The following is a 25,486-nucleotide window of genomic DNA, read 5'->3' as shown; positions in this document are numbered from 1 at the left end:
ATTAATACAAAAATCAGATATATTATGCAAGTATGTAAAACCGTTAAGCTCCGTATGCGTGACAGACGCAACGGAACAAAGTCACTTTTTCTGGACTTTTGGCCAGGATATAGAGACCCGGAGACGATGGAGTTGATACGCCGTCGCTCACTTGGCATGTACATTTATGCCGATCCTGCCAACAAGCAGCAGAAGCTCTACAACGACAAGATTCTCGCCAAGGCAGAAGCTATTCGTTGTAAGGTGTACATTGATGTTCTCGATGAGAAGTATGATTTCTTCAACCGTGACAGATTGAAGGAGGACTTTCTCGGATATTTCAGAAATATGGTCAATCGCAACTATGTGAAGTGTGATGCAGCCTACAAGCATTTCGAGAAGTTCTGTAAAGGCAAATGTACATTTGAGATGCTTGATGTTCTTTACTGTAACAAGTATATGGAATATCTCCTTGATACCAAAGTGTCATCAAGAGGTGGACATGTTATCAAGAAGTCTATTTCCAGAAATACGGCATCAGCCTATTGGAATGTGTTCAAGCAGGTCTTGACAAAGGCATACCGTGAGCGTAGATTGACAGATGATCTTGCCAGCCTTTTGGAAAACATTTCATGTACAACGCCAGTGAAGCAAAGTCTTACATTGGAGGAAGTTAGAAGAATGTACAACACAGAATGTTCTATTCCGGTGGTTCGAAAGGCAGCTTTATTCTCTTGTCTGACAGGTCTCCGTATCAGCGACATCCTGAGATTGAAATGGGAAAATATCCGTAGCTATGCTGATGGTGGATATTATCTGGATTTTATTTGTGTGAAGACAAAATGCCAGACCCAGGTTCCAATTGGCGATGATGCATATGCTCTCATCCATCCAAAGACTAACAGAACATATATCTTCCAAGGTTTCAAACGTACTATGACGTATGGTGTGATGCAGAACTGGCTAAAAGAGTGTGGTATCGAAAAGCATATCACCTTCCATTGCTTCCGTCATACGTATGCCTCGTTGCAGCTCGAACTTGGTACAGACATCTATACAGTTCAGCATCTGCTCAACCATAAGAATGTCAGCACGACACAGATCTACGCTTCTCACGCAAATCCAAAAACTCGTGAGGCAGCAGGCAGAATTACGTTAACGAACGTGAAAGACGATGTGAAGACAACAGAAAGCAAGATGTGCCCAAAAGCAAATAAGAGAAAATAAGATTATAATACGGCAAAAAAGAGAAAACAAAACATCGCTTAAAACGTTGAAACACAGAATAATAAATAGTGTTTAAGAGGCGCATTTTGTTGATACGAAATAGTAGAAAATAGCAAGATTCTCTATATCTTTGCAGACACAAAAACTCCAAAAAGTAACAATTGCAATGATTAAAAAGTTAAAAGAGAACTTCTTGATTCTCCTCATTTCGAATATGCTCACCATCATTATGATAGTAGTCGCTCCAAGAATAGATGGAGCGATTGCTAACCTGATGATGACAGTTTCCGACTCAGATTCCGGTTTCTCTTTGCCGATGATATTCTACTATATATCATTTGCCATCATTGTCTGTGCATTCATGTGTTTACGTAAGCCCCAAGCTGTGAGAGACATCGTGATCAACAACAGTATTTCTTCCAACGAACCATCCATATCGGATGTGGAGAAAGCAGAAGAAATGCGTGAACGCTATCGCAACAGGCAGTATAGTCTTGAAAGCTCAAAATATGATGCGGTCAAAGACTACACCTACTCTGTACTTTCGCCATATATGACAGATGAGTATTTGGAGATACTGTGCCAGAACATCAAACTATACGACATCCCTGAATCATGTATTGTTCCTGTGAAGACAAATGGAACCTTGAATACTCTCGACATCAGGCATTATTCCTGGAATATTGGAGAACGCCTTGGTTGGAGCGGTCAGAAACGAGCAACCTTCATAAAGCTATGTTTCCCTACCGAACTCAAAGATGTTGAAGTAGAAAGCATGAGACGTACATTAAGACAGAAGGGCAAATGCGTAATTGAGATTGATGTACCCGATTACAATGATTATCAATTTCATCATCAGAAATAAAGAAAGTTTTTAATATGCAGAACGAAGAAAGACAAATAACATTCAATGACATACCGGAAGTATTGTCAGAGATACTGAAAAGATTCGATCTTCTTGACCAGTCTATGGAACTGATTCGAGAAGAGGTACGCAGAACTAAAAGACCTTCCCTGTCAGATCATATTCCAATGGATGTGAAGGAAGCTTGTGAATTTCTTAAAATCAAGAAATCCACTATGTACACTTACATACAGAACGGAGAAATCCCTGTCAATCAGAAGGGTAAGAAATACACCTTCTTTAGGGATGACCTTATCAAATGGTTAGAATCTGGCTGCAAGATAGAGGCTCCTATCAGCACCATGGAGATTAATCAGATTCTCAGCAAAAGACCAAAACGAAGAACTTTATAGGACGGATAAGAGCCTAAATTTCAGAAGCCTACATTGGATATTCCCTAATGTAGGCTTTTCTTTTGAGAATAGTCTAAATAATCATACTGATGTTATTTTTTATACTGAATGCAGATAGAATGCACAATTTTAGTGTATCTTTGCACTGAAATGATGACTTACATAATAAATAAACGTCAAGTTAAATACACATTTCCGCCTGCTTCATTAAGCAGGCGTATTTCAAATTTATTCATTAACAAAAAGTAATATGAGTCAGAAGAACAATTCCTCTGTGCTCTCTCTTTTTGTGTTTACAGTGCTCAGATCATTGTCCAAAACAAGAGATTGAGCTTTCCAAAGATGAGCTTTGGACACTCTATCGTGCTGCTTACGAGCAGTACAAGTCGGAAATCCTTAATGATGGCAAGTTGTATGACAGATATGTCAACGACTTTGTTAGCTATCACCTGCCGGTCTTCTCTTCCGAGGAGCTGATTGTCCGCAACCATTTCAAGCATGTATTCAGCTTGTATGAGTTGCTTACTACCAGAAAAGACCTTGTCACCAAGTACTTCACCAAGTCCTCATTTGAGAAAGGAGACTTTGAGACAATGGTTTATGAGTTCAACCACATTGAAGTTGTGGTTGAAAGCCCTCGCATTCTTGCTTCATTCACTACAGAACAGATTCGACTCATTACGAAATTCGCCAATGAGTCGAATTTCTTTGTAGATGGTATCGATGAAGAAACGATGGACGGATTCTTCAAATGTGCGTTGGATGAATCTCTGGTTGTAGTCAACATGCGACAGGTACTTCAATTGCTGTATGCTTTGTCTATCGAGAAGATGATTCCCCACAACTGGGTATCACTTATTGCGGACAATCAGCTGCTCACCCCTAAGAGTACGGGAAAGGCATCCAAACGAGGTGCTATCAGCAGCCGACTTAGTGAATTGAAGACTTCATCTGCAAAATTCCCAAGTGGGGAGTTTCTGGATTTTGCAAAACAACTGAAAGAAATGCGATGAAGTAAAGTAAGTTAAACAACTGAAAAGAAAAATCTCCTTACATCCCCCCTGACACTTCCGAGTGTCAGGAGTAAGGTCAGTTGTATTAGATTTTATTGGGGTAATTTTGCCCCCGAATCGATTCAGTTTCGGGGGTAGCCCCCTTATTGTCTAACATTAAAAGTAATAAGAAAATGGGAAATAGCAAAATTGACATGAACATACTTGCCAAGAGAGTAGAACTTTTGGAAATGAGAGTAAAGGAACTCACTTCGGTAGAACCTGAGGCACTTAACGAGCGTCTTTCAAAGATTGAGGAAAGATATTTCTCAAACAAAGAGATGCTCACCACCACCGAGGTTGCTGAATATCTTGGCGTTTCTCAGTCGCAGATTTACAAGCTCACCATGAACATGGAGATTCCTCACTACAAGCCACAGGGCAAAACCATCTATTTCGACAAGAAGGAGCTTTTGAAATGGATGCGCAACAACCATATCACCCTGGCACGAAAGGACAGTGCCAACAAATAGAGAAGCGTTATGAAAGACAGAAAGAAAAACAAGACCAGAGTTTATTCTGATGTCCAACTGACGGCTCTCTTGGAAAAGTCTGAGATAGTGATTGACCCCTCAAAGTGTAGAAATCAAATTGAAAGAAGCAATGGCAAGAGGAAGAAACAGTAAAAGTGAGAAAGAAGGGTCTGCAGCAAGTTCCTTGGAAGTAGGCATGCTGTGCAAGAGTGCTTTCAACGACAGTGAACTGGAAAGTTATCTCAGACAAGGAGAGATAAAAGCTTCAGAAAAACCGCCCGTACCACCCCAGGTGTTATGGGTCGGTGATTGTACCATAGCCACTTTCGGAAATTTCAGCGCATCAACAGGTAAGGCAAAGAGTAAAAAGACATTCAACATCACGGCGATGGTAGCAGCTGCGTTAACCAATTCCACGGTACTCAACTACCGGGCAAGTTTTCCAGAAGGAAAGAGACAAATTCTCTATTTCGATACCGAGCAGAGTCGCTATCATTGCCACAATGTTGTTGAGCGAATCTACCGACTGGCAGGACTCAGCCTTAACAAGGAAGACAAGCGCATCAAATTCTATGGTCTAAGGGAGTTCACCCCTACTCTCCGCATAGCCCTCATAGATTATGCGCTAAGAACTTTTGATGGCGTGGGACTTGTCATTATCGATGGTTTGCGAGATCTCATGTACGACATTAACAACGCCAAGGAGTCCACAGACGTAATGACGATGCTAATGGCATGGACGAGCAAGTATGATCTGCATATTCATTGTGTGCTCCACCTAAACAAGAATGACAACAATACTCGTGGTCATATTGGTACAGAGCTGGAGAATAAGGCAGAAACGGTGTTGATTATCAGTAAGAACAAGCAGGATGCCAATATCAGTGAGGTAAGACCCATGCACATGCGAGACAAAGAGTTTTCGAGCTGGGCGTTTCACATTGACGACAACTCTCTGCCTGTACTTGATGTCGGTTATCACGTCACTGTTGTCAAGCCCAAAGACAAGCCGCTCACCTCTCTGCCAGACGATGTTCATACGATGGTACTTCAAAAGATATTCTCCAAGAGTACTCCACAGAGATACGTCGATCTGGTAAAGGCTCTGGGTGAAGCTTACGCCGAAGAAGGCTACAAGCGTGGTGATAATGCTGTGAAGGAGATGCTAAAGATTTTCAATGAACGAAAGCTGATAACAAAAGAAAAAGACGGCTACCATTATCACCCAACTCTGTTTCCGTCCAAGTGAGTTTACGAGTTTAAGTTTAACCGGGTATATATATATTAAACTAATATGTGCCCATAATATATGTAACAGCATGACTATAGAAGAAATTAAATCAGTCAGCATTGTGCAGTTCCTGGAATCACAGGGCTATCATCATGTCTATATATTAAAGGAGAACTATTGGTATCTGTCTCCTTTTAGGACTGAGGCATCACCTTCATTCAATGTCAGTCCCAAGAAGAATCTATGGAATGACTTTGGAGCAGGCGAAGGTGGCAATCTCATCAATCTGGTTCAGAAAATGAATCCTTCTTGGAACAACCATGAAGTTCTGACCTATCTGGAACAGAAGATAAAGGAACACCATCTTCAATATTCTGAGGATTATGAAGCCCAAAGGAAGGAAGATGAGAGAAAGGATGCCTGGAAGCAAGACCAAGTTGCCCAGCGAGAGAAGGCAAAAGAAGCCAGCACCATCATTGAGCGTATTGTTGAGCTCAGTCACCCTTATCTCAGAGACTACATTTTGCAGAGACGAATAGACTATGACATAGCCAAGGAGTATTGCAAGGAAGTACATTATCGTATCTATGACAAGAGTTACTATGCCATAGCCTTCAAGAATATCGAGGGCGGAATGGAAGCAAGAAACAAATACAGCAAACGTAGCATCGGCAAAAAGTCGATTTCAATTATCAGACCAAACAACGAGCCACACAAAGAATGTTGTATCTTTGAAGGTTTCTTTGATATGCTGACATATGCCAGTATCAAGAGATGGATAACAGGAAATGGGCTTTGCCTGCCACATGAATGCGACTATCTCGTTCTCAACTCTGTCAGTAACATCAAGGTTCTGATGCCATACCTGCAGGAATACTCCGTGATACATTGTTATCTTGATAACGATGATGCAGGTGCAAAGACTGTAGAGAAAATAAAAGCTGCTTATCAGGATAAGGTGATAAATGAATCTCATCGATACGTCAACTACAAAGATGTTAATGATGTAATCAATGGTATCATCAAACCACCCAAATAGTGTGAAACTGCCATGACACTAACCAATCAGGAGGTTCTCTTTCGAGAGGGTCTCCTTTTTTGTTTTATACGCCCTTTCGTTATTTTATAGTATGATTATTAAAATATTATCATACTTCTTTTATAATCTGTGTTAAGACTGAAACAGTTTTAGCTTTGTTTTTTCATTTATCGCACAAATATATGTTCCTTTGCACTGTTTTTGGGAAATACGCCGACTCGTCGGATGTAAGTTCCGAGTATGATAACAATAAAAATAACAAATAAAATTCAGATTGAAAATGTCAGGATTCGTAATTTTTGCGCTCGTCCTCACTTTTGTGTATGTAGTGTACTTTGCAGTAATGATCACATTAGACCTACATGGGAAGAAGGATGAAAAGAAAACAGAAGAAGAGACCTATGATGTAGGTGATTTGACCAATGAGGAACAGCCAGTTGCAATCGAAGAACGCAACGAGGGTCCTGACGAAGGTGACATGACCTTCACGGAGCAAATCACGGATGATGGACTCAGAGTTGTCAACCCGACAGGAAACGTACCATATCCGCAACCTCCTTCAGATGAAGAGCTGTCGCAGCAGCCACAGTCACATACCGTGACCAGTGAAGAACTCAATGAGAAAAACGATGAGATTTTGGAGCACATAGATCCAGTGCCACAATGCAGTTACCTCTCAGATGAGTTTATGCAGAATCTCAACAACAAGCACAACACCCGAAAAATAGAAAAGAAGAATGCCAGAGATAAGCTGTAAACACAATCTTTTGTTTGCCATAATGTTGATAGGTGTCATGCTCTTCCAGCCAATGTTGGCATCAGCCAAATGCGGAGGTGTCGATTATAGCTGGGGAGCAGACGCTCTGAGCAATGCTCATGACTTTACGGTAACAATGATGCTCTATGTAGTCTATCTGGTGTATGCCATAGCAGCCATCGTAGCCATCATAGGAGCTTTACAAATCTATATAAAGATGAATACGGGCGAAGGTGACGTAACCAAATCCATCATGATGCTGATTGGTGCCTGCCTTTTCATGATAGGTACAACTATCCTGTTCCCTGCATTCTTCGGTTATAATATAGTATAAGGTAAAAAGATAGGATAACAAAACATCTCAACCTGCAGGAGAGATAAATGAGTGTAAATTTTTTAAGTAACATCAAAAGAAATCAAATGAAGAAAATCAAGAATTTCACAAAAAAACTTTTCAGTGCCAAGCGTATGAAGACGCTCGCCATGCTCCTTTTCTGTGGAACATTAGCGACCTATGCACAGAATGCAGCTGGTGATTACACCGCCGGAACAGATGCCCTCGCAACTGTGACGGAGGAGATTGCCAAGTATGTACCTTTTGTGGTTAAGCTCTGCTATGCCATTGCTGGTGTAGTAGCCGTTGTGGGTGCTATCAGCGTTTACATCGCTATGAACAATGAGGAGCAGGATGTCAAGAAGAAGATCATGATGGTTGTTGGCGCATGTATCTTCCTCGTTGCTGCAGCCCAGGCTCTGCCTTTGTTCTTCGGCCTCTAATCTATCGTTCAAGCATTAAAGAATACATCATGTCAGGAGAAGTAAAAGAAAATCAGTACGTAAGCTATCCCATGTTCAAGGGTCTCCAGAAGCCCCTTGAATTTATGGGATTCCAGGGACGCTACATCACCTGGGCAGCCTGTGCCATTGGTGGAGCCATCCTCGGCTTCATCATAGCATATTGCATCCTCGGCTTTGTGGTTGGTCTTGTGGTTCTCGCTGTTTCCCTCTGTTCGGGAGCTGCTCTCATCTTCTTCAAACAGAAGAAAGGGTTGCATACCAAGAAGGAAGAGCATGGTGTGTTCATCTATGCTTGTTCGCATAGAATGTAATCAAACAAAATTCAAACGTAAACAAATGAGCAAGTGTGTTGAAATCTGAATAGTGTAAATCGGTAGGCTCACCCTCTCGCAAGGATGAGCCTATCTTCATTTGATAAAAGAGCAAATAACAATGATCATATATGTAATCATAGCATTTGTAGCAATACTCATAGGCATGGCTATCTCAGTCTCTGCCTTTGGAACCGGAGGAAAACGCAAGAAAATCTTTCAGGACATCTACTTCTCTGTTGAGGATGTGGATGGCATTGGCGTGCTCTACACCAAGACTGGCGAATATTCTGCCATCTTGAAGATGGAGAACCCGGTGCAGAAGTATTCTGCAAACATAGACAGCTATTATGAGTTCAATCATCTTGTCACCGCACTTGCCCAGACCCTCGGTGAAGGCTATGCCATTCATAAGCAGGATGTCTTCGTGCGTAAGCAGTTCCAGGATGAGAGTAACGACAACCATGAGTTCTTGTCAGAGTCTTACTTCAAGTATTTCAATGGACGTTCCTATACCGACAGCCAGACTTATCTGATTATCACCCAGGAGAATAAGAAAAGCCGTATCTTCTCTTTTGATAGCAAGAAATGGCGTGACTTTATGGTGAAAATTCGCAAGGTCAAAGACCAGTTGAAGGACTCAGGCGTGGAAGCCTCCTATCTGGACGGAAATACAGCTCGCGAATATGTTGACCGCTATTTCTCGATGAACTTTAACGACAAGACTGTATCAATGACCAACTTCAAAGTCGATGAAGAGTCTATCTGTATGGGCAACAAACGATGCAAGGTCTATAGTCTTGTTGATGTTGACTGTGTCAGCACACCATCTATAGTCCGTCCTTTCACAAACATTGAGGTAAACAATGTTTCAATGCCAGTGGATATGGTATCATTGGTTGACAGCATCCCATCTGCCGATGTAGTTGTGTATAACCAGATGTTCTTCATTCCTAACCAGAAAAGAGAACTCTCCCTACTCGACAAGAAGAAAAATCGTCATGCCAGTATGCCAAATCCAAGCAACCAGATAGCCGTGGAGGACATCAAGAAGGTGCAGGATGTGATAGCAAGAGAAAACAAGCAGTTGGTATATGCCCACTTCAACCTTGTCGTTGGAGTACCTATAGATGCTGATATTCAGAAATGTACCAACCATCTGGAGAACTCCTTTGGCCGATTGGGCATTCATATCAGCAAAAGAGCCTACAACCAGCTGGAGCTGTTTGTCAACTCATTCCCTGGTAATTGCTACTCCACCAACCCAGAGTATGACCGCTTCCTAACTCTCAGTGATGCAGCAGCCTGTCTCATGTACAAAGAGCGCATTCAGCATAGTGAGGAAACGCTTTTGAAGATTTACTATACAGACCGCCAAGGTGTGCCTGTTGCCATCGACATCAGCGGAAAGGAAGGAAAGAACAAGATAACGGATAACTCCAATTTCTTCTGCCTCGGTCCTTCGGGAAGTGGTAAGTCCTTCCACATGCATGTCATATGGACTAAAACGCATCGAAAAGAACTCCAAACAAAACTTAGAGAAACGTCATAAATAGCTCATTTTCAATACATATTCATTAACATAACGCTCCAACCGCCTATTGCGAGTTTCATCCGTTTATAGTAATTTTGTACCACGGTTGTACCATGGGCAGAGGGACACACGGTTCTTAATGAGGGTTCTTATTTCCTCTTATTTCCCCTTGTTTCCTCTTAAAAGTTTCCGTCAAGGACCATCCCCCATGAGTCACTGCAAAATTCAAAAATAACGGTAAAAATGAATACTACAACTCGCATTCCAATCGTGCTGATGTCCGTAGAGGAAACAGCGCAGGCAGTAAGCATCAGCGTCAAGACAGTACGCAGTCTTATTCGTCAAGGCAGGCTAAGAGCCGTAAATTTCGGTACACGCATGACCAGGATCTATTTGCAAGACCTTCTTGAAATAGCCAAGGGACAAGGTTATCAGGTGGTTCTCCCTTCTTCCCTATCGTTAGAAGGAGCAACGTCCAAGAAAGCACAGAGGCTAAAAGATGCCGAGACTGGCTCAGTCAACAAGTTGGCAAAGTGTCGCAAGACTCCCAGGGCTGGTGAAAGAGCACCTGATGGAGTAACCCACGACACCCATTACACAATGGCAGAGGTGTTGAGCACCTTTAATATCAAGTATGGAAGATTCTATGAAGTCCGCAATCGTTACCAACTCCAGTCAGTTCACGCATGGGGAACGACCTGCTTCAAGAAAGAAGACGTGGAAAGGGTTATCGGGCTTTATAATGAAGAACAGGGTAAGAACATTTCCGATGACTGGTACACCTGCTTCGACATCATGAAACTCTACGGATTAGGCAAGACACAGGTACGCAGATTTGCGGAGACCCATGGAGTGAGAATCCGAAAGTTCAAAGGCGGAAGAGCCAACTACTATCTGAAAGCAGACTGGGAGGCTGCACGCAAGAAGGCAGAGAAAAGCAGTACTACGACCAAGGCAAAACGGAAGTGAGACACAAGTCAAGAGATGGTTCAAACAAACTCATATACGACCCATGCCGTTGCAATTGCTATGCAGCACCCATCCATGTCGGTCGAAACAAACCCACAACGCAGAGTAACGGATATAAGACAAAAAACGCATCCAATACCTGCTTTTAGTCTGATTTTGAGCGTAAAATCATACTCAAAAGCAAATTCAGGTTAAATTCTGGCTGTATTTGAAGCCATCTTTGCTTTTCTCTTTTCACGGCAATCTAACTTTGCATCGGATTTGAGAGTTAAAGCGTTGCGACCATGGCTATTCGCATCCACAGATACACATCGGTAAGAATAATAAAAGAATAACAATATGACGAACATTTGTACAAAGGTCACCGTGCGGAAACGACCTATCAAGAACGGACAGACTTCCCTCTATCTGGATTTCTATCCTCCAATCCGCAACCCGAAGACAGGCAAGCTCTCACGCAGGGAGTACCTTGGTCTTTACATCTACACCAACCCTGTTGAACGCTTTCAGCAGGAGTACAACAAAAGTATGATTCAGAAAGCGGAAATCATCAAGTGCCGCAGGACTGAGTCCATCATCAATGAGGAGTATGGCTTCCTCGACCGCAACAAGGGCAAGGAGAGCTTCTTGGAATATTTCAAGAACCTCATGATTGAGCGTGGCAGCAGCCAGAACTGGGCAACCGCCTACATGCACTTCCACAATTACACGCATGGCGAGTGCCGCTTCTGCGACCTTACCGTTCCGTACTGCCAGGGATTCCTCGACTACCTGTTGTCGGATGCCTGTATGCACAACGGCAAGCGCATGATGGGAACAACAGCCAACAACAACCTTACCAAGTTGAAGTGCATCCTTGCCATCGCATACGAGGACGGACTGCTCAAAGAGAATATCGCCAAGAAACTTGTGCGTGCCAAGGCTCATGGCAACAAGCGGCAGTTCCTCACCAAGGAAGAGTTGTTGCAGTTGTCTCAGACTCCTTGCAAGAGTGATGTCCTTCGCCGTGCAGGTCTCTTCTCCTGCCTTACAGGTCTTCGCCTTTCTGACTGCATCAGACTCCAGTGGGAGAATATCGTCAAGTTGGCTGATGGCGGCTGGGGAATGGACATTATCACAAAGAAGACTTCCACCGCTGCAATCCTGCCTATCAGCGAAGAGGCTTTGCAGCTCTGTGGCGAGCGAAGCACTGGACAGGTGTTCAAGAATCTCACGAACAGTACAGTGGCATTGTATCTCAAACCGTGGATAAAGGCTTCCGGCATCGAGAAACACATCACCTTCCACTGCTTCCGTCATACCTTTGCCACCTTGCAGTTGGCAGAGGGAACGGACATCTACACCGTGAGCAAGCTGCTTACCCATAGCAATCTTGCCACTACTCAGGTGTATGCCGATGTGGTGGACGAACTCAAACGTGATGCGGCAGAACGTATCTCGCTCAAAATACCAACAAAGGAAGAGAGTGACCAGACATAAGTGAAAAACATAATCAGGATAACAAATGGAAGAAAACAAATCATTATCGTTCGACCAACTGCCCAGTGCAGTTGGCGAACTTCTGACAAAGGTCAATACGATGATGACTCGTCTTGATGACATTGGTCAGAGAATAGGCAATGCTCCGAGCGAGAATGACCATGTTCTTATGGACATCAGAGAGGCAAGTGCCTTCGTCCGAAAGAAAGTCTCATCGCTTTATGCTTACACATCTGAAAGGCGCATTCCTTTCTACAAGAGAGGGAACACGCTCTACTTCTTCAAAGACCAGCTGATAAAATGGATTGAGGCAGGTGGCTCATGGGACAAGCCTTACGAATCGACCCAGGAGGAACAGGCAGACTTCGAGGCTCATCTGGCAATGTTGCAGAAAAGCAAGAAGAACAAGCCTGCCTCCATGAAGAGGGTCAAGGGCGAGAAAAATCCTGATGGGGAAGAATGGCATGACGGATAAGAGAATCATGTAATCTACTTTTTACGAAAGGGGAAAGAGAAACTATTCATTCTTTCTTTGCTGAGTAATCCGTTTCACTAATAATCAGTTTTTCAAGATGAGTAACCAAAGCATAAAATACGGAATCCTGCTGACCAAGGAACAGCTCGATTTCTTGAAGGATGACAGGCAGGGCTTCCACCGCATGACCGCCTTCGGCACTTTTGTATCAATGGCATCCACCAAGCCAAGTGTTTATCTGAAGACAGGCTTCTCCGCTTCTCTCTCCATCGGGCAGTTTGCCATCTCTACCGTTGAGCTGTCTGCCCTTTGGAAGTGTGACCGCAAGACAGCGGCAAAGGTGGTGGAACTGTTCAATCAGGTGGGCATCCTCTCAACCGAGAGGAACAACCGCACCTCCATACATACGATACTATGCATCGCCTTCTGGTACGTTGACGGCATCAAGGAAGCCATCAAGAACCCCTTCTACAACCGTCAATCCGTGACTTCCGCCACCCAAGAGGAATCGGTGTCCAATGTCCCATCCGATACCGCTTGCTCTTCGGAAGGCAATCTTTCCAATGGCATAGGTCAGCAGAAAGACAGCAGCGTCAATCCTGCCACTACTGACATTCTGCAGCCCCATGTTCCTGCCTCTTATAATACCTCTTCCCCTTTCGTTAATTCTCATGTTATCGGGGATGGACTTTCAGATCCTTCTCCGATACCACAAGACTTCAAACAAAGGGAAAAGGAAGGTGATGACCATTTTGAGTATGAGGTTGGACAGCCGTCAGAAGATGACTGCAATCAAGGAGAAGGGGCATCACCCATTGAGTTGCTGCCGTCTCCTGTCTATGATGACGAGGGCAACCTCTTGCAGCCACCGCCCCATGAAGGACGATGCGAGGATCACACGGAGAGACATGGCGCGCATATCACCCCAAGTCACTCATGATGTCATCTCTACTTTTCCCTTATTTCGACTATTGACGTTCCCGACAGGCAAGCTATCCAGAAGCCGCTACCTCTATTAGCCGTAGTTTTTTTTCGGAGGTCTAAACAAGAAGTACCAGTGTCAGACGGTTTCGCTTCGCCCACCGCTTCCTACTGGCATTCTTGAATGTTCGCAGGCTCACATTGGCTGTCCTGTTATATCAAGTATAAACTTTATAAACCCCATCTACAATGACAAAAGACAAGAATAACAACACGGAGAAAACCTCAAGGAAGAGACCTCCGAAGACCAGACACATTGACGTTCGTTTCACAGAAGAACACTACGACTTGGTAGTACATAATGCCCGACTGTCAGGCAGGAGCAAGAGCACATATCTTCATGACTTAGGCATCGGACACAAGCCATCCCTACCCATGACCGCAGAGCAGGAGGAAGCCTTGAAGGGCTTAATCGGGGCAAGGTCTGAACTGGTTTATGTGCGCAATGCGCTTCATGCCCTGCCACAGACCGAGAGACTAAAACTCTTCAAGAGAGCCGACTTCATGGAACGTTGGCTTCAAGGCATCAACACCCTGATAGAGGAATTGAGCCGCATTAGAGACAAATTCTTGGATATGTTATGATAGCAAAAGCGTCAGCAATTCAGCATGGTCAGGCAATGACCAATTACGCAACCAAAAACAATCGCGCGGACATCGTCAAGACCAACCATCTCAGCGAGGGTCTGCCGCCGATGGGCATGTGGGACGAGATGGTGCTGCATCAGTCCATGTTCAAGCAGAGGTATGCCAAGAAGCCCATCGAACTGACGTCCATCCGCTTTGAGCTTTCCCCATCTGAGGAGGAGGCACGTAACTGGACTATGGAGGACTGGAGAAGATTCCTTGACGAGTTCATTCGTGAGATGGATGGTATCTCCAAGGTGAACCACATCGGCAAGAAGAAAGGCAAGGCTGCAACTTCGGTCAAGCCGACCAACATAGCCAACTCACAATATTTTGCCGCCCTTCACCGTGACTCCAAGAGTGGCATTCCCCACCTGCATCTGGTGGTGAACCGCATCGACATGGACGGTAATCTCAATGATGTGAAGTTCATCGGTGAGCGTGCCGTGATGGCTGCGAAAGCCATCAATCAGCGTCATGGTTGGAAGGATGCCATGGATATTCGTCAGGAACGCATTGCAGAGGTGACCAAAGCCTGTATGGATGTGCTGCGTTCAATGCCGTTCTTTGATTGGGATGAATATGCCGACCGATTGAGGGCAAAGGGATATGACATCGAGCTTATCCGTGACAAGAATGGTCAAGGCAGGGTGCATGGCTACCGCTTCAAGTTCGGAAAAACTACCATCAAGGCTTCCGAACTGGGTGTAGGAAGGAATCTCACCGCATCGAAAATCGGGAATACCTTCCGCAAGCTGCACCCTCAGCCAACACCTGTTGCAGTTGGTCAAAGACCTTCTCCTTCTGTTTCAAACGCTACCACATTGGACAGCAGAAATACGGCATCGCAAGGTGGTCTGTCTCGTACAAGCAATGTTGCCAAACCTGACCTTCCTGCCGGATTGAGAAAGATTATTGAAGTCGATGGTGAGCGTTTCAGCATAGTCATGCCGAGAACTGCTTACGACACGATGAACAGTTGTATCGAAGTTCCCGAGAATGGATCCGCAAGCCACACTGACATTCTGAATGTAGCCATGCTGCTCTTCATGAACTACCTTGATGCTGCCACATCGATGTCTGAGTCATGTGGTGGCGGTGGCAGTCCTGGCAGTGGCTGGGGACGTGATAAGGACGATGATGACCGTGAATGGGCAAGACGTTGCGCAATGCAAGCAAACACACTCTGCAAGCCGATAAAGAGAGGCATGAAACGATAACTTTTCAAACAAGAACGGTATGGGAAGAAACAAGAAAGATGCCACACAGGATGTGCTTAACCTGTACAATCAGATGCAGGAGGACGAGAACATCGAGAGTGGCAAGGAAGAAATCAAAGTGACCCTGAAAGAGATTGAATCAGCCAAGAAAGCACTCTATGAGGCAAAGGAGGAACTGGGCAATGCCTATCGGAGGTTGGAATCAACGAAAGTGGCACTTATGGCTGCCCACAGGAGCACGGACAACATCGTGGATAGTATATGCCATGCCATAGTCAAGGCAGAGCAGAGCAACCTCAAAGTCGGCATCAACGATGAAGGAGTTGCCCAGTTGGATAAGCGGAACAACACCGCCATTTCTGCTTTCAAGCAAGCCCTTGACGAGCATGAGAAGCGGATAAACGACCTGTTCACTCACCAGCAGAAAGAGCTTAAACGAATCCGCAATATCGAGGAGGGTGCATACTTCAACGGTAGCACCTATGCCTGGATGTTCGGCTTGGCTTTCCTAAGTTGGTCTATCATCTTTGTTGAAATCACCATTTGGATATGCATCACACTTTTTTAGAAAACTCAAAACATCAGAATCATGACAGACAACGAATACAGCAAGGCAAGAAAAGCCGCTGTTGATGCCCTTATCTACTGGGCAAAGACAGGCATGAGAGAGTTCACCATGCGTGACGCAGTAAACGACTATCTGGAGGCGAGCGGTGCTAACCGCCCCTCCATCGGTGGCGAATAGACCATCCTTGCACACAGAAAAAATGCAGCCAACCGACTGGCGATTGACTGCATATACAATTCATTTTGCAATAAGATTACTTACTTTCCCTCTTTTCCATCGGTTTTATTAGATGAGTTTGTTTTTGTAGTTGCTGTTTTTGATGAGGTTGCTCGTGGAAGAAGAGTTGGATTAGAGCCTATTGACCAACGATTATTCTTCGGTTGCGACGGAGGAACATTTGTGTTTGTGCGACTGGTTTCTTTTCGCTTTTGTTCCGCTTTTCTTTTTTCCTCTGCTCTTCTCCTCGCATTTTCCCGTTCTAAAGCAATGCGATTACGTTCATTAATCTCATGAAGACGTTGATTGTTTATCCTTTGTTGCTCTTGTTGGAATCGTCTCTCATTTTCTTTTCTAATTTGTTCATTACGTTCTTCTTCAAGATATCCTAAATTCCGCAGCATTTTAGTTTAACTTATTTTATAAGTACCTGAGCAACAAAAAGTTGCTCAGGATTTTGCCATGTCAGATTTTTCACCTATCTTAGTGTTGCAAATCAAAATATGTATCAAACCCGACAGACATGGCAAAGGTAGCAATAAAATCTGAGAAACTCTCTCCTTTTGGAGGAATTTTTTCAATAATGGAGCAATTTGACTCCAATCTCTCATCTGTAATCGACTCAACCCTCGGTATGAGATGTAGGCTGTATGGTTATCAATACAGCGAAATCATCCGTTCGCTTATGAGCGTTTATTTCTGTGGCGGCTCATGCATAGAGGATGTCACCACTCATCTGATGTATCACCTCTCGCTTCATCCGACACTTCGCACATGCAGTGCCGACACGATTCTCAGAGCCATAAAGGAACTGACCCAGGATAACATTTCCTACACATCCGACACTGGCAAGACCTACGACTTCAACACGGCAGACATGCTGAATACACTGCTCCTCAATTGCCTATTGTCCACAGGGCAGCTGAAAGAGGGCGAGGGGTATGACGTTGACTTCGACCACCAGTTCATAGAGGCTGAGAAGTTTGATGCGAAACCCACATACAAGAAGTTTCTCGGGTACCGTCCAGGTGTGGCTGTCATTGGCGACATGATTGTCGGCATAGAGAACAGCGACGGCAACACTAACGTTCGTTTCCACCAGAAGGACACGTTGAGGAGATTCTTTGAGAGGATTGAACAGAAAGGATTGACAGTCAATCGTTTCAGGGCAGATTGCGGATCCTGCTCAGAGGAAATTGTGGAAGAGGTCGGAAAGCATTGCATGACTTTCTATATCCGCGCCAACCGCTGCGGTTCGCTCTACGATGACATCTTTGCACTCAGAGGGTGGAAGAGAGAGGAACTGGGCGGCATTGAGTTTGAACTGAACTCCATTCTTGTTGAGAAATGGAAAGGGAGGGCATACCGTCTTGTAATCCAAAGGCAGAAGCGAATTGACGGTGAGATTGACCTGTGGGAAGGCGAATACACCTACCGCTGCATCCTTACAAATGACTACGAGTCTTCCGAGAAAGAGATTGTCAAATTCTATAACCTCCGTGGAGGGAAGGAACGCATCTTCGATGAAATGAATAACGGATTCGGCTGGAACAGGCTTCCAAAATCCTTCATGGGAGAAAACACGGTGTTTCTTCTGCTTACGGCACTCATACGCAACTTCTATAAATTCATCATGGCGAGGCTTGACGTGAAGAGGTTCGGACTCAAAGCAACAAGCCGCATCAAGGCGTTTGTCTTCAAGTTCATCTCTGTGCCAGCCAAATGGGTCAGGACATCAAGGCAGTATGTGCTGAATATCTATTCATGCAACAACGCTTATGCTGATGTGTTCCAGAATGACTTTGGATGACACCGACAACTTATGGTCGTGATTTTGCGTATTGCCTCAAGTCGCATGGTGGGGTAAGGGGATTTAATGCGTCTTTGTGGCGATTTTTGCTGCGTTGCACCCTCTTTTGCCACAGTGTCGCTACCTTTTTGACCTCTGTGTCATCTTATGAGGGCGGTTGCGGATTTGAGGTTGAACTTTTGTGCAATGTTGAAGATTAGTAATTCTATTCAACATTTGTGCTAAAAGTCGGCTCCATCGCCAATTTGCCAGCCGTTATGCGGCAGCTTAAAAAAAGACGACACCAAACCAAAAAAATCATCTTGACAACCACCCGACTTTGAACTACGAAGGATGAAATTTTTCAGGGACAACTTCCAGCATTTCCAAAAAACAGTTTAACCATTGACTTGGAGACAAACAAACAATTTGAGCATTAAGGTTTAAACCGAATTTTTCCGAAATTGACCTGACCTGACTTTTCCTGAAAATCGACTTTAAAGCTGTTTTTACAGATAAATCAGGTTTCTCTAACAGACAGGAAATAAATGCTAAGTATTTGGCTTTAAACTTAAAATCAAAAAATAAGTGTTTTCTTTTAATGTTTAACAGGGCTGATTTGACAGTTGGCGGTGGCAAGAAACTTTCAGGACCTACCTCATAGACAAGTTTCAAATCAAAAAAAGTATGATAGAAAACGGTATATGGATTGTAAAGCTTCCTCGAAAATAACTTTTGTGTAGGTTCTAATTGAAGGACAATGGAACCTCCCAGAAAATTTCCAAGACTCTCAAACATCAGGATTTTGAAAATATCGGAAGTAATGCCATAAGGAATATTTGACACCACTTTGAAAGGAAATTTCGGAACTGCAAAATTCCTAAAATCACAACCGACAACTTGAACATTTCGGGCATCAGAAAATAATTTTCGTAAATGTTCAACCAAAGCTGTGTCGTTTTCAATAGCAACAACATTGTTGGCGATTTTTAATAAATGAACAGTAAGAAACCCCTTGCCTGCCCCAATATCTAAAACCGTATCCTGATTACTTATATTTGCTTGTCTTATTGCATCTTTTATTAGCACTTTATCAATAGTAAAGTGCTGACCCGTAAAACGAACGGGCAATTTCTTTTTTGTCTTCATAAAATAAAAAATTTAAATTAAACAATATGCCTTTCGGCATTATTTGACAATCTCAATAAAATCAGTAGGAATATACGCAGTAGCGACAAGGCACAATCCCGAGATCTCAACAACAATTCTTTGTTGTCCTGCTATTCTGGCAACTTTTCCAACCACTCCCTTGAAGTCACCAGCTATTACTCGTACTTTATCTCCACTTTTATAGTGACACTGTTCCGCTGTAACAATGCGTACATGCTCACTATCAGTACTTGTTGCTTTGATAAAATTTATCATTGCATTGTATGGTATAATAAGCGGAGGATTTTTACCGTTTGCCTCTGGAGGAAGCGTCTTATCCAAATAATATTTTATAAAAGAGATTGGGGCATCAACTGTCTTTTTCACAAAACTGTCTGATTGTTCCCTTGTGGCGTATATAAAAAGAAAGTTGGGAAGAAGAGGCTGTTGTATTCGCTTCTTCTTCCCAGCAATCACTTTTAGTACATAGTGCATCGGCACGTATGTCTTAATATCATTCTTCTTTGCTTTCTCTACGGCTGCATTTACCCTGTTATAAGTAGCACGAAGAACAAACCAGTTGTAACCTTCCTGCTGGACATATTCCGAGGACACCCCTGTTTGTGAGCTTTGGGCTTCGGGGGAGACATTGGAGGCAAATCCAATGTGAGGAGGTGAATCGCAACCTCGTTTGGTATGCGCATTAAGCAATGCGTTCATATCGGCTTATATGTCGTTGCTCGTTAATAGCAATATAGACATAAAAAGAGCGTGGAAACGTCTGTTGTCTATTCCACAGTCTGAGGCTCTAGCAATTGCCTATCATAGTTGAACAGACAACGTCAGAGCCCACGCCGATATGAATAATCATTTCCATTAGGAGACCATAATAAACAATTGTTGTGCCCGAAAAGGTACAATCCGTGCTTACAGGTCTCCGCAGGAGCGATATTATCACACCCGGGACATCTACCGTTGGCTTTGCTCAAGACTATGATAACTGTTAATTTGCTAGATTACAGACTGTCTTAAACAGAGCGTTAGTAAACGCCTTCATTATGTCTGGACTATCTTTCCCACCCAATGCCCGCTTTGTACCGCTTTGTCATTATGACTCCGCCATACTCAGCACGGCGTAGGCTGCCTTGTATGCCATCACGAAAGAACACGTCTAACCTCAATGGCTATAAACATGGCGATAATAGTCCGCTGCAAAAGTACAAAGAAAATCTCAATACAACCTCATTTTGTTATGGAAAAGTATGTATAAACCTTAAATTTAACCATAATTAACTAATTCTTGCTCAAATCTCGTATATTTTGTGTAAGGAAATGGCCTCTTATTGGCGTAAAAAGCAAAAGACAGATGCGAATGTCACATCTGTCATTATTGTTGTCGCACATGTCTTTCTTGAAAGAAAGCCTATGGCTGGTTTATTTCAGAATGATTTTCTCCTTTGCTGGATGACATAAGGAGAATGTACTTTTGCCGTCTTTGTTTGTATAGCAGAAGTCGCATGAATTTATAATATCCATGCCAATCACCACATCATAGTCTGAATTGTCGTTAAGCAGAGCCTGAACATTCAACTCTGCTGTTCCTGTTGGAAGGATAACATGAACAAGGTAAGTCCAGGATTCGACATCACCTCCTGCACTCGAAATAAGAGCCTTGTTCTTCGGTTGTAACCCTAAAGCATTTACAACTTCCTGTGAAATCAATGTATTGGTCGCTCCTGTGTCCCACAATACATTTTCAACTTGGCAATGAACAGGAACAGCCACGTTTGCCGACAAATCTACGGCTGGACAGATAATGACGTTTGTAAGAATAGCCTCTGGCTGGGATTCGTATTCTTTTGTATATACAGCCATTCCTACCTCAACTCAATTTTTCCCGTATATGAAGTTTGTTGAGGAACAGGCTCGTCAGTGATAAGGCGAACCAAACGGACATAACCTGTCCGTGCAGCTCTATTTCCGTTAATGACGGGAGCCTGAACTGCGGTTGCAAAATCTATTGTCTTGTTCTTTATAACTTTCATATACCTACAATTTAAAAAATGTCCCGCTGGGTACGCTGTTCTTATGGGAAGCGAGCGGGATTTGTCAATGCAAAGGTAGGCATTCAATTCCAAAAAACCAAACAATTGGAAGAAAAACTAATCTAACTACCCTAAATTTAACATTTTATCAGGAAAACTACTAAACAATGAATACGTCTTTCAAACGCTATTCTATTGCCGCCGAATTATTAACCTGCATTGTCTTTCAGCATTATATGCCGACTGAGATACAACCGAGGTACAAGACATCCATTTTCGCCCTATGTAGAAGCCACAAACAAGGCTCTCTCACCCCTCCTTTTCTTTTTCGATTGTCTCACTCTTTATGGCTGATGAAAGTGGGACTTTTCATCAAAAATGCGCTCTTTGGATAGCAACCAGCCAAAATTGCCCAAAATATTTTCATAAATAATCTTAAAATTGCTTTTTGCCCCTGTCATAGTTTTTTCTCTTTGCCGAGTGCCTTGAACTATAGATTTTCCCCTGTTCAAAATTTGTACCGTTTTGAATTTGTTGTTTTCAAGAGAGTACTGTGGCTCAGCGTGTTAGGATATATAAAAAGGCTTCTTCATGAATAGTGTAGTCCGTCAGATGTGGGAACAGAACACCGACGTTGTGATGGTTGATACCGGTAATTCATATGAAGGACTCTGCGAATATGTCGGTGGCAAATATATCAGCTACACAGACGAGCATCCTATCACGATGAATCCTTTTGCCATCAAGCGTGAGGAGTTGAACATCGAGAAGATAGGCTTCCTGAAAAATCTGGTCATGCTCATCTGGAAAGGACCCCAAGGTGAAGTCACCAAGACGGAAGACCGTCTCATAGAGCAGGTTATCACGGAATACTTCGATGAATACTTCATGAAGAAACAAATAGAGAACCTGTCGTTCAACACATTCTACGAGTACAGTAAAGTCCGTATTCCTCAGATTATAAAGGAGAACAATCTGGCAGGAATAGACTTGGCATCCTACAACTATCTGCTGAAGGACTTCTACAAGGGTGGTAGTCATGAGCTTACACTCAATGAGAACCTCGACACAAAGCTGTTTGATGAGACCTTCATCGTCTTTGAGATTGACTCCATCAAGGGTGCGCCCGTCAAGGCTGCATAAATAACTATTCCATTAGCAAGGAATTAGGCAAGTGTACATTGAAAAGACCTATCATCCGCCTACTTATCCATTCAACGAAAGACGATGGGGAGTGTAGCATGTAGGAAATCCATAAGTCAATCAGCTATCAGATTGCGACTGAATGGTGGGATGAAAAGATAGACAAAGGATAAAATCTATACTGATTGAATGATAGTCCAAGCGGTATCTGCGCGTACCTGCAACGTAAGATAGCTAAACTCGTTGTATCGTGACACTCATTTTCCAGTCTTTGAGGAGAATAGAGCATGTACTTGTCACGACGCATCTGCAATAAGCAGAAAAGGACGAAAGTCATATCCTCCTGTCTATCAGGCAAGAGTTATTATGCAAGCAAACGGGGATTGCCTAAATCGGAAAGCCACTTGTAAGGCTATGAGGTGCAGACCTCTGAATATCTGACAAGGCAACGGAGCCTCCGTAGTAGTCCGAGCAGGATAATGACCTGCACATGGCAAAGGGAGGCAGTTAATTCTTTTAATACAATTAATGAAAAATGTGTGAGACATTATGAGAAATTCAGAAAGAGTATTAAACAGTCTGGCTATACACAGCCGACAACCGAACTATAAATTTGAGCGGCTTTACCGCCTGCTCTTCAATGAACAGATGTACTATGCTGCCTATCAGCGCATTTATGCAAAGGAGGGTAACATGACCAAGGGGGCAGACAACGCCACCATTGACCACATGAGTATATCACGCATTGAAAAACTGATAATTTCGTTGAAAGACGAGTCATATCAGCCCATACCGTCAAGGAGAGTTTATATTCCCAAGAAGAATGGGAAGAAACGACCTCTTGGCATACCCACATTCAACGACAAACTTCTTCAAGAAGTTGTCAGAATGATTTTGGAAGCGATATATGAAGGTAGCTTTGACAACAATTCCCATGGTTTTAGACCCAAACGAAGTTGTCATACAGCCTTGCAACAAATTCAAAAGTCATTCAATGGGACACGTTGGTTCATAGAAGGGGACATAAAAGGCTTCTTTGACAATATCAATCATAACACATTGATAGACATTTTAAGGAAGCGAATTGACGATGAGCGTTTTCTTCGATTGATACGCAAGTTCCTCAATGCGGGATTTATTGAAAATTGGGTATTCAACAAAACATATAGTGGCACGCCACAAGGTGGAATAATCAGCCCGATATTGGCAAACATCTACCTTGACCAACTTGACACTTATATGCGTGAATACATCCAAAAATTCAACAAGGGCAAGGAAAGAGCAGACAATCCCGAAAGGGTGAAATTTGAGTACGGCAAAAGTCGTGCAGTGTTGAAACTCAAAGCGGTAACAGACAGGGAAGAGCGCAAATCCATAGTCAAAGAAATAAAACACTTTGATAAGGAAAGAGCAAAAATTCCTTGTGGTGTGGATATGGATGCAAATTTCAGACGCCTAAAATATGTACGGTATGCAGATGATTTTCTGTGTGCTGTCATTGGAACAAAGAAAGAGGCGGAAGCCATCAAGCAGGACATCAAAAAGTTCCTTGCCGAGAAGCTTTCGCTTGAACTTTCAGATGAGAAGACACTCATTACACATGGAAGAAAGTCTGCAAAGTTCCTCGGCTATGAAATCTATATCCGCAAATCTGTATTGACCAAGAGAAACAAGGCTGGCAGATTGACAAGACCCTTTAATAATAAGGTGTACTTGAAGATGCCGACGCAAGTGATTAGAAAGAAACTCCTTGACTATGGTGCATTGGAGATAAAGATGCACAATGGAAAGGAGTTTTACAAGCCTAAGCACCGACCATATCTCATCAACAGTGATGACTTGGAAATCTTGGAAAGATACAATGCTGAAATAAGAGGTATCTATAACTTCTATTCAATAGCAAACAATTGTCATTCGCTTCATACATTCAAGTATATCATGGAGTATAGCATGTACAAAACCTATGCGTCCAAGTATAGAAGTTCTGTAGTGCAAATCTGCAAGAAATACAAGAAAGACGGAGTGTTCACAGTAAGCTATAAGAACAGAAAAGGACAAACCTTAAAGAGGCAGTTTTACCACGATGGGTTCAAGCGTAAGAAACAAGAATATGGAGATTGCTATGACAGATTACCTGTTCAATACTTTTACCACGGAACAAGTCTTATCGACAGATTAAAGGCAAACCGTTGTGAATTGTGTGGAAAGGAAAACGTAAAACTTGATATGCACCATGTGAGAAAACTCAAAGACCTTTAAGGAAAGGAAGATTGGGAACGCCACATGATTGCACGCAAGCGTAAGACGATAGCTTTATGTCGTAGCTGCCATAAGAAAGTCCATTACGGTAGTATAGACTGATAGAATTAATGGAGAGCCGGATACGCCGAAATGTGTAAGTCCGGTTCGGGGGCGAGCATTTGGAAACCTACCATAGTAATATGGCAAGGCGCTGGGTGCTTAGCCTACATGACCCTCTCCTCTTCCCTCTTGTTACACTTATCATCATGGACGTTTTCATCCAGAAGATGCGTATCAAAAAGAACCGCAAGGTGCTTGTCATTGAAGAGGCATGGAAAGCCATAGCTTCGCCAATGATGGCAGAATATATCAAGTACCTCTACAAGACAGCCCGTAAGTTCTGGGCATCGGTGGGTGTGGTTACTCAGGAGATCCAGGACATCGTGGGAAGTCCTATCGTGAAGGAAGCCATCATCAACAACTCTGATGTGGTGATGCTGCTTGACCAAAGCAAGTTCCGTGAACGTTTCGACGAGATCAAGGCAATCCTTGGCTTGACAGATGTGGACTGCAAGAAGATCTTCACCATCAACCGACTTGAAAACAAGGAAGGCAGAAGCTTCTTCCGAGAAGTCTTTATCCGAAGAGGAAGTGTCGGAGGCGTGTTTGGAGTTGAGGAACCTCACGAGTGCTATATGACCTATACCACCGAGCGAGCAGAAAAGGAAGCGCTGAAACTCTACAAGAAAGAGTTGCAATGCGACCATCAGCATGCCATCGAAGCCTATTGCCGAGACTGGGAACTGTCAGGAATCACCAAATCCCTACCATTTGCCCAGAAGGTGAACCAGACTGGCCATGTGCTGAACCTCAAACCCAAGAGGAAATTTGATGAGTATATGTAACAAGTCATAAACGATAATATT

General features: G+C 43.3%; 24 protein-coding genes and 4 pseudogenes. 24 read left to right on the top strand and 4 right to left on the bottom strand.

Annotation, left to right across the window (positions count from 1 at the left end; genetic code table 11):
* Window positions 1-24: 24 nt before the first annotated feature.
* The 20 genes and pseudogenes from KUA49_RS09570 (at window position 25) to KUA49_RS09475 (ending at window position 16,154) form a co-directional block, all read left to right on the top strand.
* Window positions 25-1,206 carry a site-specific integrase gene (locus KUA49_RS09570; protein WP_218411495.1) on the top strand — a complete coding sequence of 394 codons (1,182 nt, stop codon included), beginning with the start codon at window positions 25-27 and terminating at the stop codon, window positions 1,204-1,206.
* A gap of 166 nt (window positions 1,207-1,372) precedes the next feature.
* The gene (locus KUA49_RS09565) at window positions 1,373-2,071 is read left to right on the top strand and encodes a hypothetical protein (RefSeq protein WP_218411496.1); all 699 of its coding nucleotides are present in this window, start codon (window positions 1,373-1,375) and stop codon (window positions 2,069-2,071) included.
* A 14-nt stretch (window positions 2,072-2,085) separates the two neighbouring features.
* Entirely contained in the window at window positions 2,086-2,463 is a 378-nt protein-coding gene (locus KUA49_RS09560; RefSeq protein ID WP_117694227.1) for a helix-turn-helix domain-containing protein, read from the top strand.
* A 287-nt stretch (window positions 2,464-2,750) separates the two neighbouring features.
* Window positions 2,751-3,476: a hypothetical protein gene (locus KUA49_RS09555; protein ID WP_218411497.1), complete on the top strand. Its 726-nt coding sequence runs from the start codon at window positions 2,751-2,753 to the stop codon at window positions 3,474-3,476.
* A gap of 173 nt (window positions 3,477-3,649) precedes the next feature.
* Window positions 3,650-3,988, top strand: a complete 339-nt coding sequence (locus KUA49_RS09550; RefSeq protein WP_117694232.1) for a helix-turn-helix domain-containing protein — start codon at window positions 3,650-3,652, stop codon at window positions 3,986-3,988.
* A gap of 196 nt (window positions 3,989-4,184) precedes the next feature.
* A complete protein-coding gene (locus KUA49_RS09545) occupies window positions 4,185-5,237 on the top strand; it encodes an AAA family ATPase (RefSeq protein WP_176452239.1) in 1,053 nt (350 codons plus the stop codon).
* A gap of 70 nt (window positions 5,238-5,307) precedes the next feature.
* The gene (locus KUA49_RS09540) at window positions 5,308-6,258 is read left to right on the top strand and encodes a toprim domain-containing protein (protein ID WP_218411498.1); all 951 of its coding nucleotides are present in this window, start codon (window positions 5,308-5,310) and stop codon (window positions 6,256-6,258) included.
* Between the two features lie 343 nt (window positions 6,259-6,601).
* On the top strand, window positions 6,602-7,015 hold the full coding sequence (locus KUA49_RS09535) for a hypothetical protein (RefSeq protein WP_228113654.1): 414 nt from the start codon (window positions 6,602-6,604) through the stop codon (window positions 7,013-7,015).
* 22 nt (window positions 7,016-7,037) lie between these two features.
* A complete protein-coding gene (locus KUA49_RS09530) occupies window positions 7,038-7,349 on the top strand; it encodes a DUF4134 domain-containing protein (protein ID WP_181976460.1) in 312 nt (103 codons plus the stop codon).
* An 86-nt stretch (window positions 7,350-7,435) separates the two neighbouring features.
* On the top strand, window positions 7,436-7,792 hold the full coding sequence (locus KUA49_RS09525) for a DUF4134 domain-containing protein (protein ID WP_218411499.1): 357 nt from the start codon (window positions 7,436-7,438) through the stop codon (window positions 7,790-7,792).
* A gap of 29 nt (window positions 7,793-7,821) precedes the next feature.
* Window positions 7,822-8,124, top strand: coding sequence for a DUF4133 domain-containing protein (locus tag KUA49_RS09520; protein WP_256624730.1), 303 nt, complete (start codon window positions 7,822-7,824; stop codon window positions 8,122-8,124).
* Window positions 8,125-8,245: 121 nt separating this feature from the next.
* Window positions 8,246-9,670, top strand: a pseudogene (locus tag KUA49_RS09515) (conjugal transfer protein TraG); the annotation flags it as partial.
* Between the two features lie 231 nt (window positions 9,671-9,901).
* On the top strand, window positions 9,902-10,627 hold the full coding sequence (locus KUA49_RS09510; RefSeq protein ID WP_048317560.1) for a helix-turn-helix domain-containing protein: 726 nt from the start codon (window positions 9,902-9,904) through the stop codon (window positions 10,625-10,627).
* 339 nt (window positions 10,628-10,966) lie between these two features.
* A complete protein-coding gene (locus KUA49_RS09505; protein WP_048317558.1) occupies window positions 10,967-12,106 on the top strand; it encodes a site-specific integrase in 1,140 nt (379 codons plus the stop codon).
* 25 nt (window positions 12,107-12,131) lie between these two features.
* Entirely contained in the window at window positions 12,132-12,581 is a 450-nt protein-coding gene (locus tag KUA49_RS09500; protein ID WP_048317556.1) for a helix-turn-helix domain-containing protein, read from the top strand.
* Between the two features lie 97 nt (window positions 12,582-12,678).
* Window positions 12,679-13,521: a hypothetical protein gene (locus tag KUA49_RS09495; RefSeq protein ID WP_048317554.1), complete on the top strand. Its 843-nt coding sequence runs from the start codon at window positions 12,679-12,681 to the stop codon at window positions 13,519-13,521.
* A gap of 230 nt (window positions 13,522-13,751) precedes the next feature.
* Window positions 13,752-14,147, top strand: a complete 396-nt coding sequence (locus KUA49_RS09490) for a plasmid mobilization protein (RefSeq protein ID WP_048317552.1) — start codon at window positions 13,752-13,754, stop codon at window positions 14,145-14,147.
* Window positions 14,144-15,409, top strand: a complete 1,266-nt coding sequence (locus KUA49_RS09485) for a relaxase/mobilization nuclease domain-containing protein (protein ID WP_048317550.1) — start codon at window positions 14,144-14,146, stop codon at window positions 15,407-15,409. Before KUA49_RS09490 ends, KUA49_RS09485 begins: the two co-directional genes overlap by 4 nt.
* Before the next feature lie 19 nt (window positions 15,410-15,428).
* Complete coding sequence (locus KUA49_RS09480; protein WP_048317548.1) at window positions 15,429-15,977, top strand: hypothetical protein; 549 nt, start codon at window positions 15,429-15,431, stop codon at window positions 15,975-15,977.
* A 21-nt stretch (window positions 15,978-15,998) separates the two neighbouring features.
* Window positions 15,999-16,154 carry a hypothetical protein gene (locus KUA49_RS09475; protein ID WP_153093198.1) on the top strand — a complete coding sequence of 52 codons (156 nt, stop codon included), beginning with the start codon at window positions 15,999-16,001 and terminating at the stop codon, window positions 16,152-16,154.
* Between the two features lie 80 nt (window positions 16,155-16,234).
* Here KUA49_RS09475 and KUA49_RS09470 read toward each other — a convergent pair whose 3' ends face one another.
* Window positions 16,235-16,597 (bottom strand): hypothetical protein, encoded by a 363-nt coding sequence (locus tag KUA49_RS09470; protein ID WP_053078087.1) that lies wholly within the window; start codon window positions 16,595-16,597, stop codon window positions 16,235-16,237.
* A 119-nt stretch (window positions 16,598-16,716) separates the two neighbouring features.
* Here KUA49_RS09470 and KUA49_RS09465 point away from each other — a divergent pair, with 119 nt between their 5' ends.
* A complete protein-coding gene (locus KUA49_RS09465; protein ID WP_118354577.1) occupies window positions 16,717-18,003 on the top strand; it encodes an IS1380 family transposase in 1,287 nt (428 codons plus the stop codon).
* A 324-nt stretch (window positions 18,004-18,327) separates the two neighbouring features.
* On the opposite strand, the gene erm(F) is transcribed toward KUA49_RS09465, so the two are convergent.
* From erm(F) to KUA49_RS09450, 3 genes are all read right to left on the bottom strand, one after another.
* On the bottom strand, window positions 18,328-19,131 hold the full coding sequence (erm(F), locus tag KUA49_RS09460) for a 23S rRNA (adenine(2058)-N(6))-methyltransferase Erm(F) (RefSeq protein ID WP_118119549.1): 804 nt from the start codon (window positions 19,129-19,131) through the stop codon (window positions 18,328-18,330).
* Between the two features lie 39 nt (window positions 19,132-19,170).
* Window positions 19,171-19,851: a UpxY family transcription antiterminator gene (locus KUA49_RS09455; protein WP_049129570.1), complete on the bottom strand. Its 681-nt coding sequence runs from the start codon at window positions 19,849-19,851 to the stop codon at window positions 19,171-19,173.
* Between the two features lie 714 nt (window positions 19,852-20,565).
* Window positions 20,566-21,006, bottom strand: coding sequence for a retropepsin-like aspartic protease (locus KUA49_RS09450; protein WP_048316574.1), 441 nt, complete (start codon window positions 21,004-21,006; stop codon window positions 20,566-20,568).
* A 749-nt stretch (window positions 21,007-21,755) separates the two neighbouring features.
* Between KUA49_RS09450 and KUA49_RS09445 the strand changes: the two are divergent.
* From KUA49_RS09445 to KUA49_RS09435, 3 pseudogenes are all read left to right on the top strand, one after another.
* Window positions 21,756-22,307, top strand: a pseudogene (locus KUA49_RS09445) (conjugal transfer protein TraG); the annotation flags it as partial.
* Between the two features lie 561 nt (window positions 22,308-22,868).
* Window positions 22,869-24,680: pseudogene (locus KUA49_RS09440) on the top strand (reverse transcriptase domain-containing protein).
* A 47-nt stretch (window positions 24,681-24,727) separates the two neighbouring features.
* Window positions 24,728-25,465 (top strand): annotated as a pseudogene (locus KUA49_RS09435) (conjugal transfer protein TraG); the annotation flags it as partial.
* Between the last annotated feature and the right edge of the window lie 21 nt (window positions 25,466-25,486).

It is taken from the genome of Segatella copri, assembly GCF_019249655.2.
Lineage (GTDB): Bacteria > Bacteroidota > Bacteroidia > Bacteroidales > Bacteroidaceae > Prevotella.
This window is presented reverse-complemented; position numbering and strand designations above follow the sequence as displayed.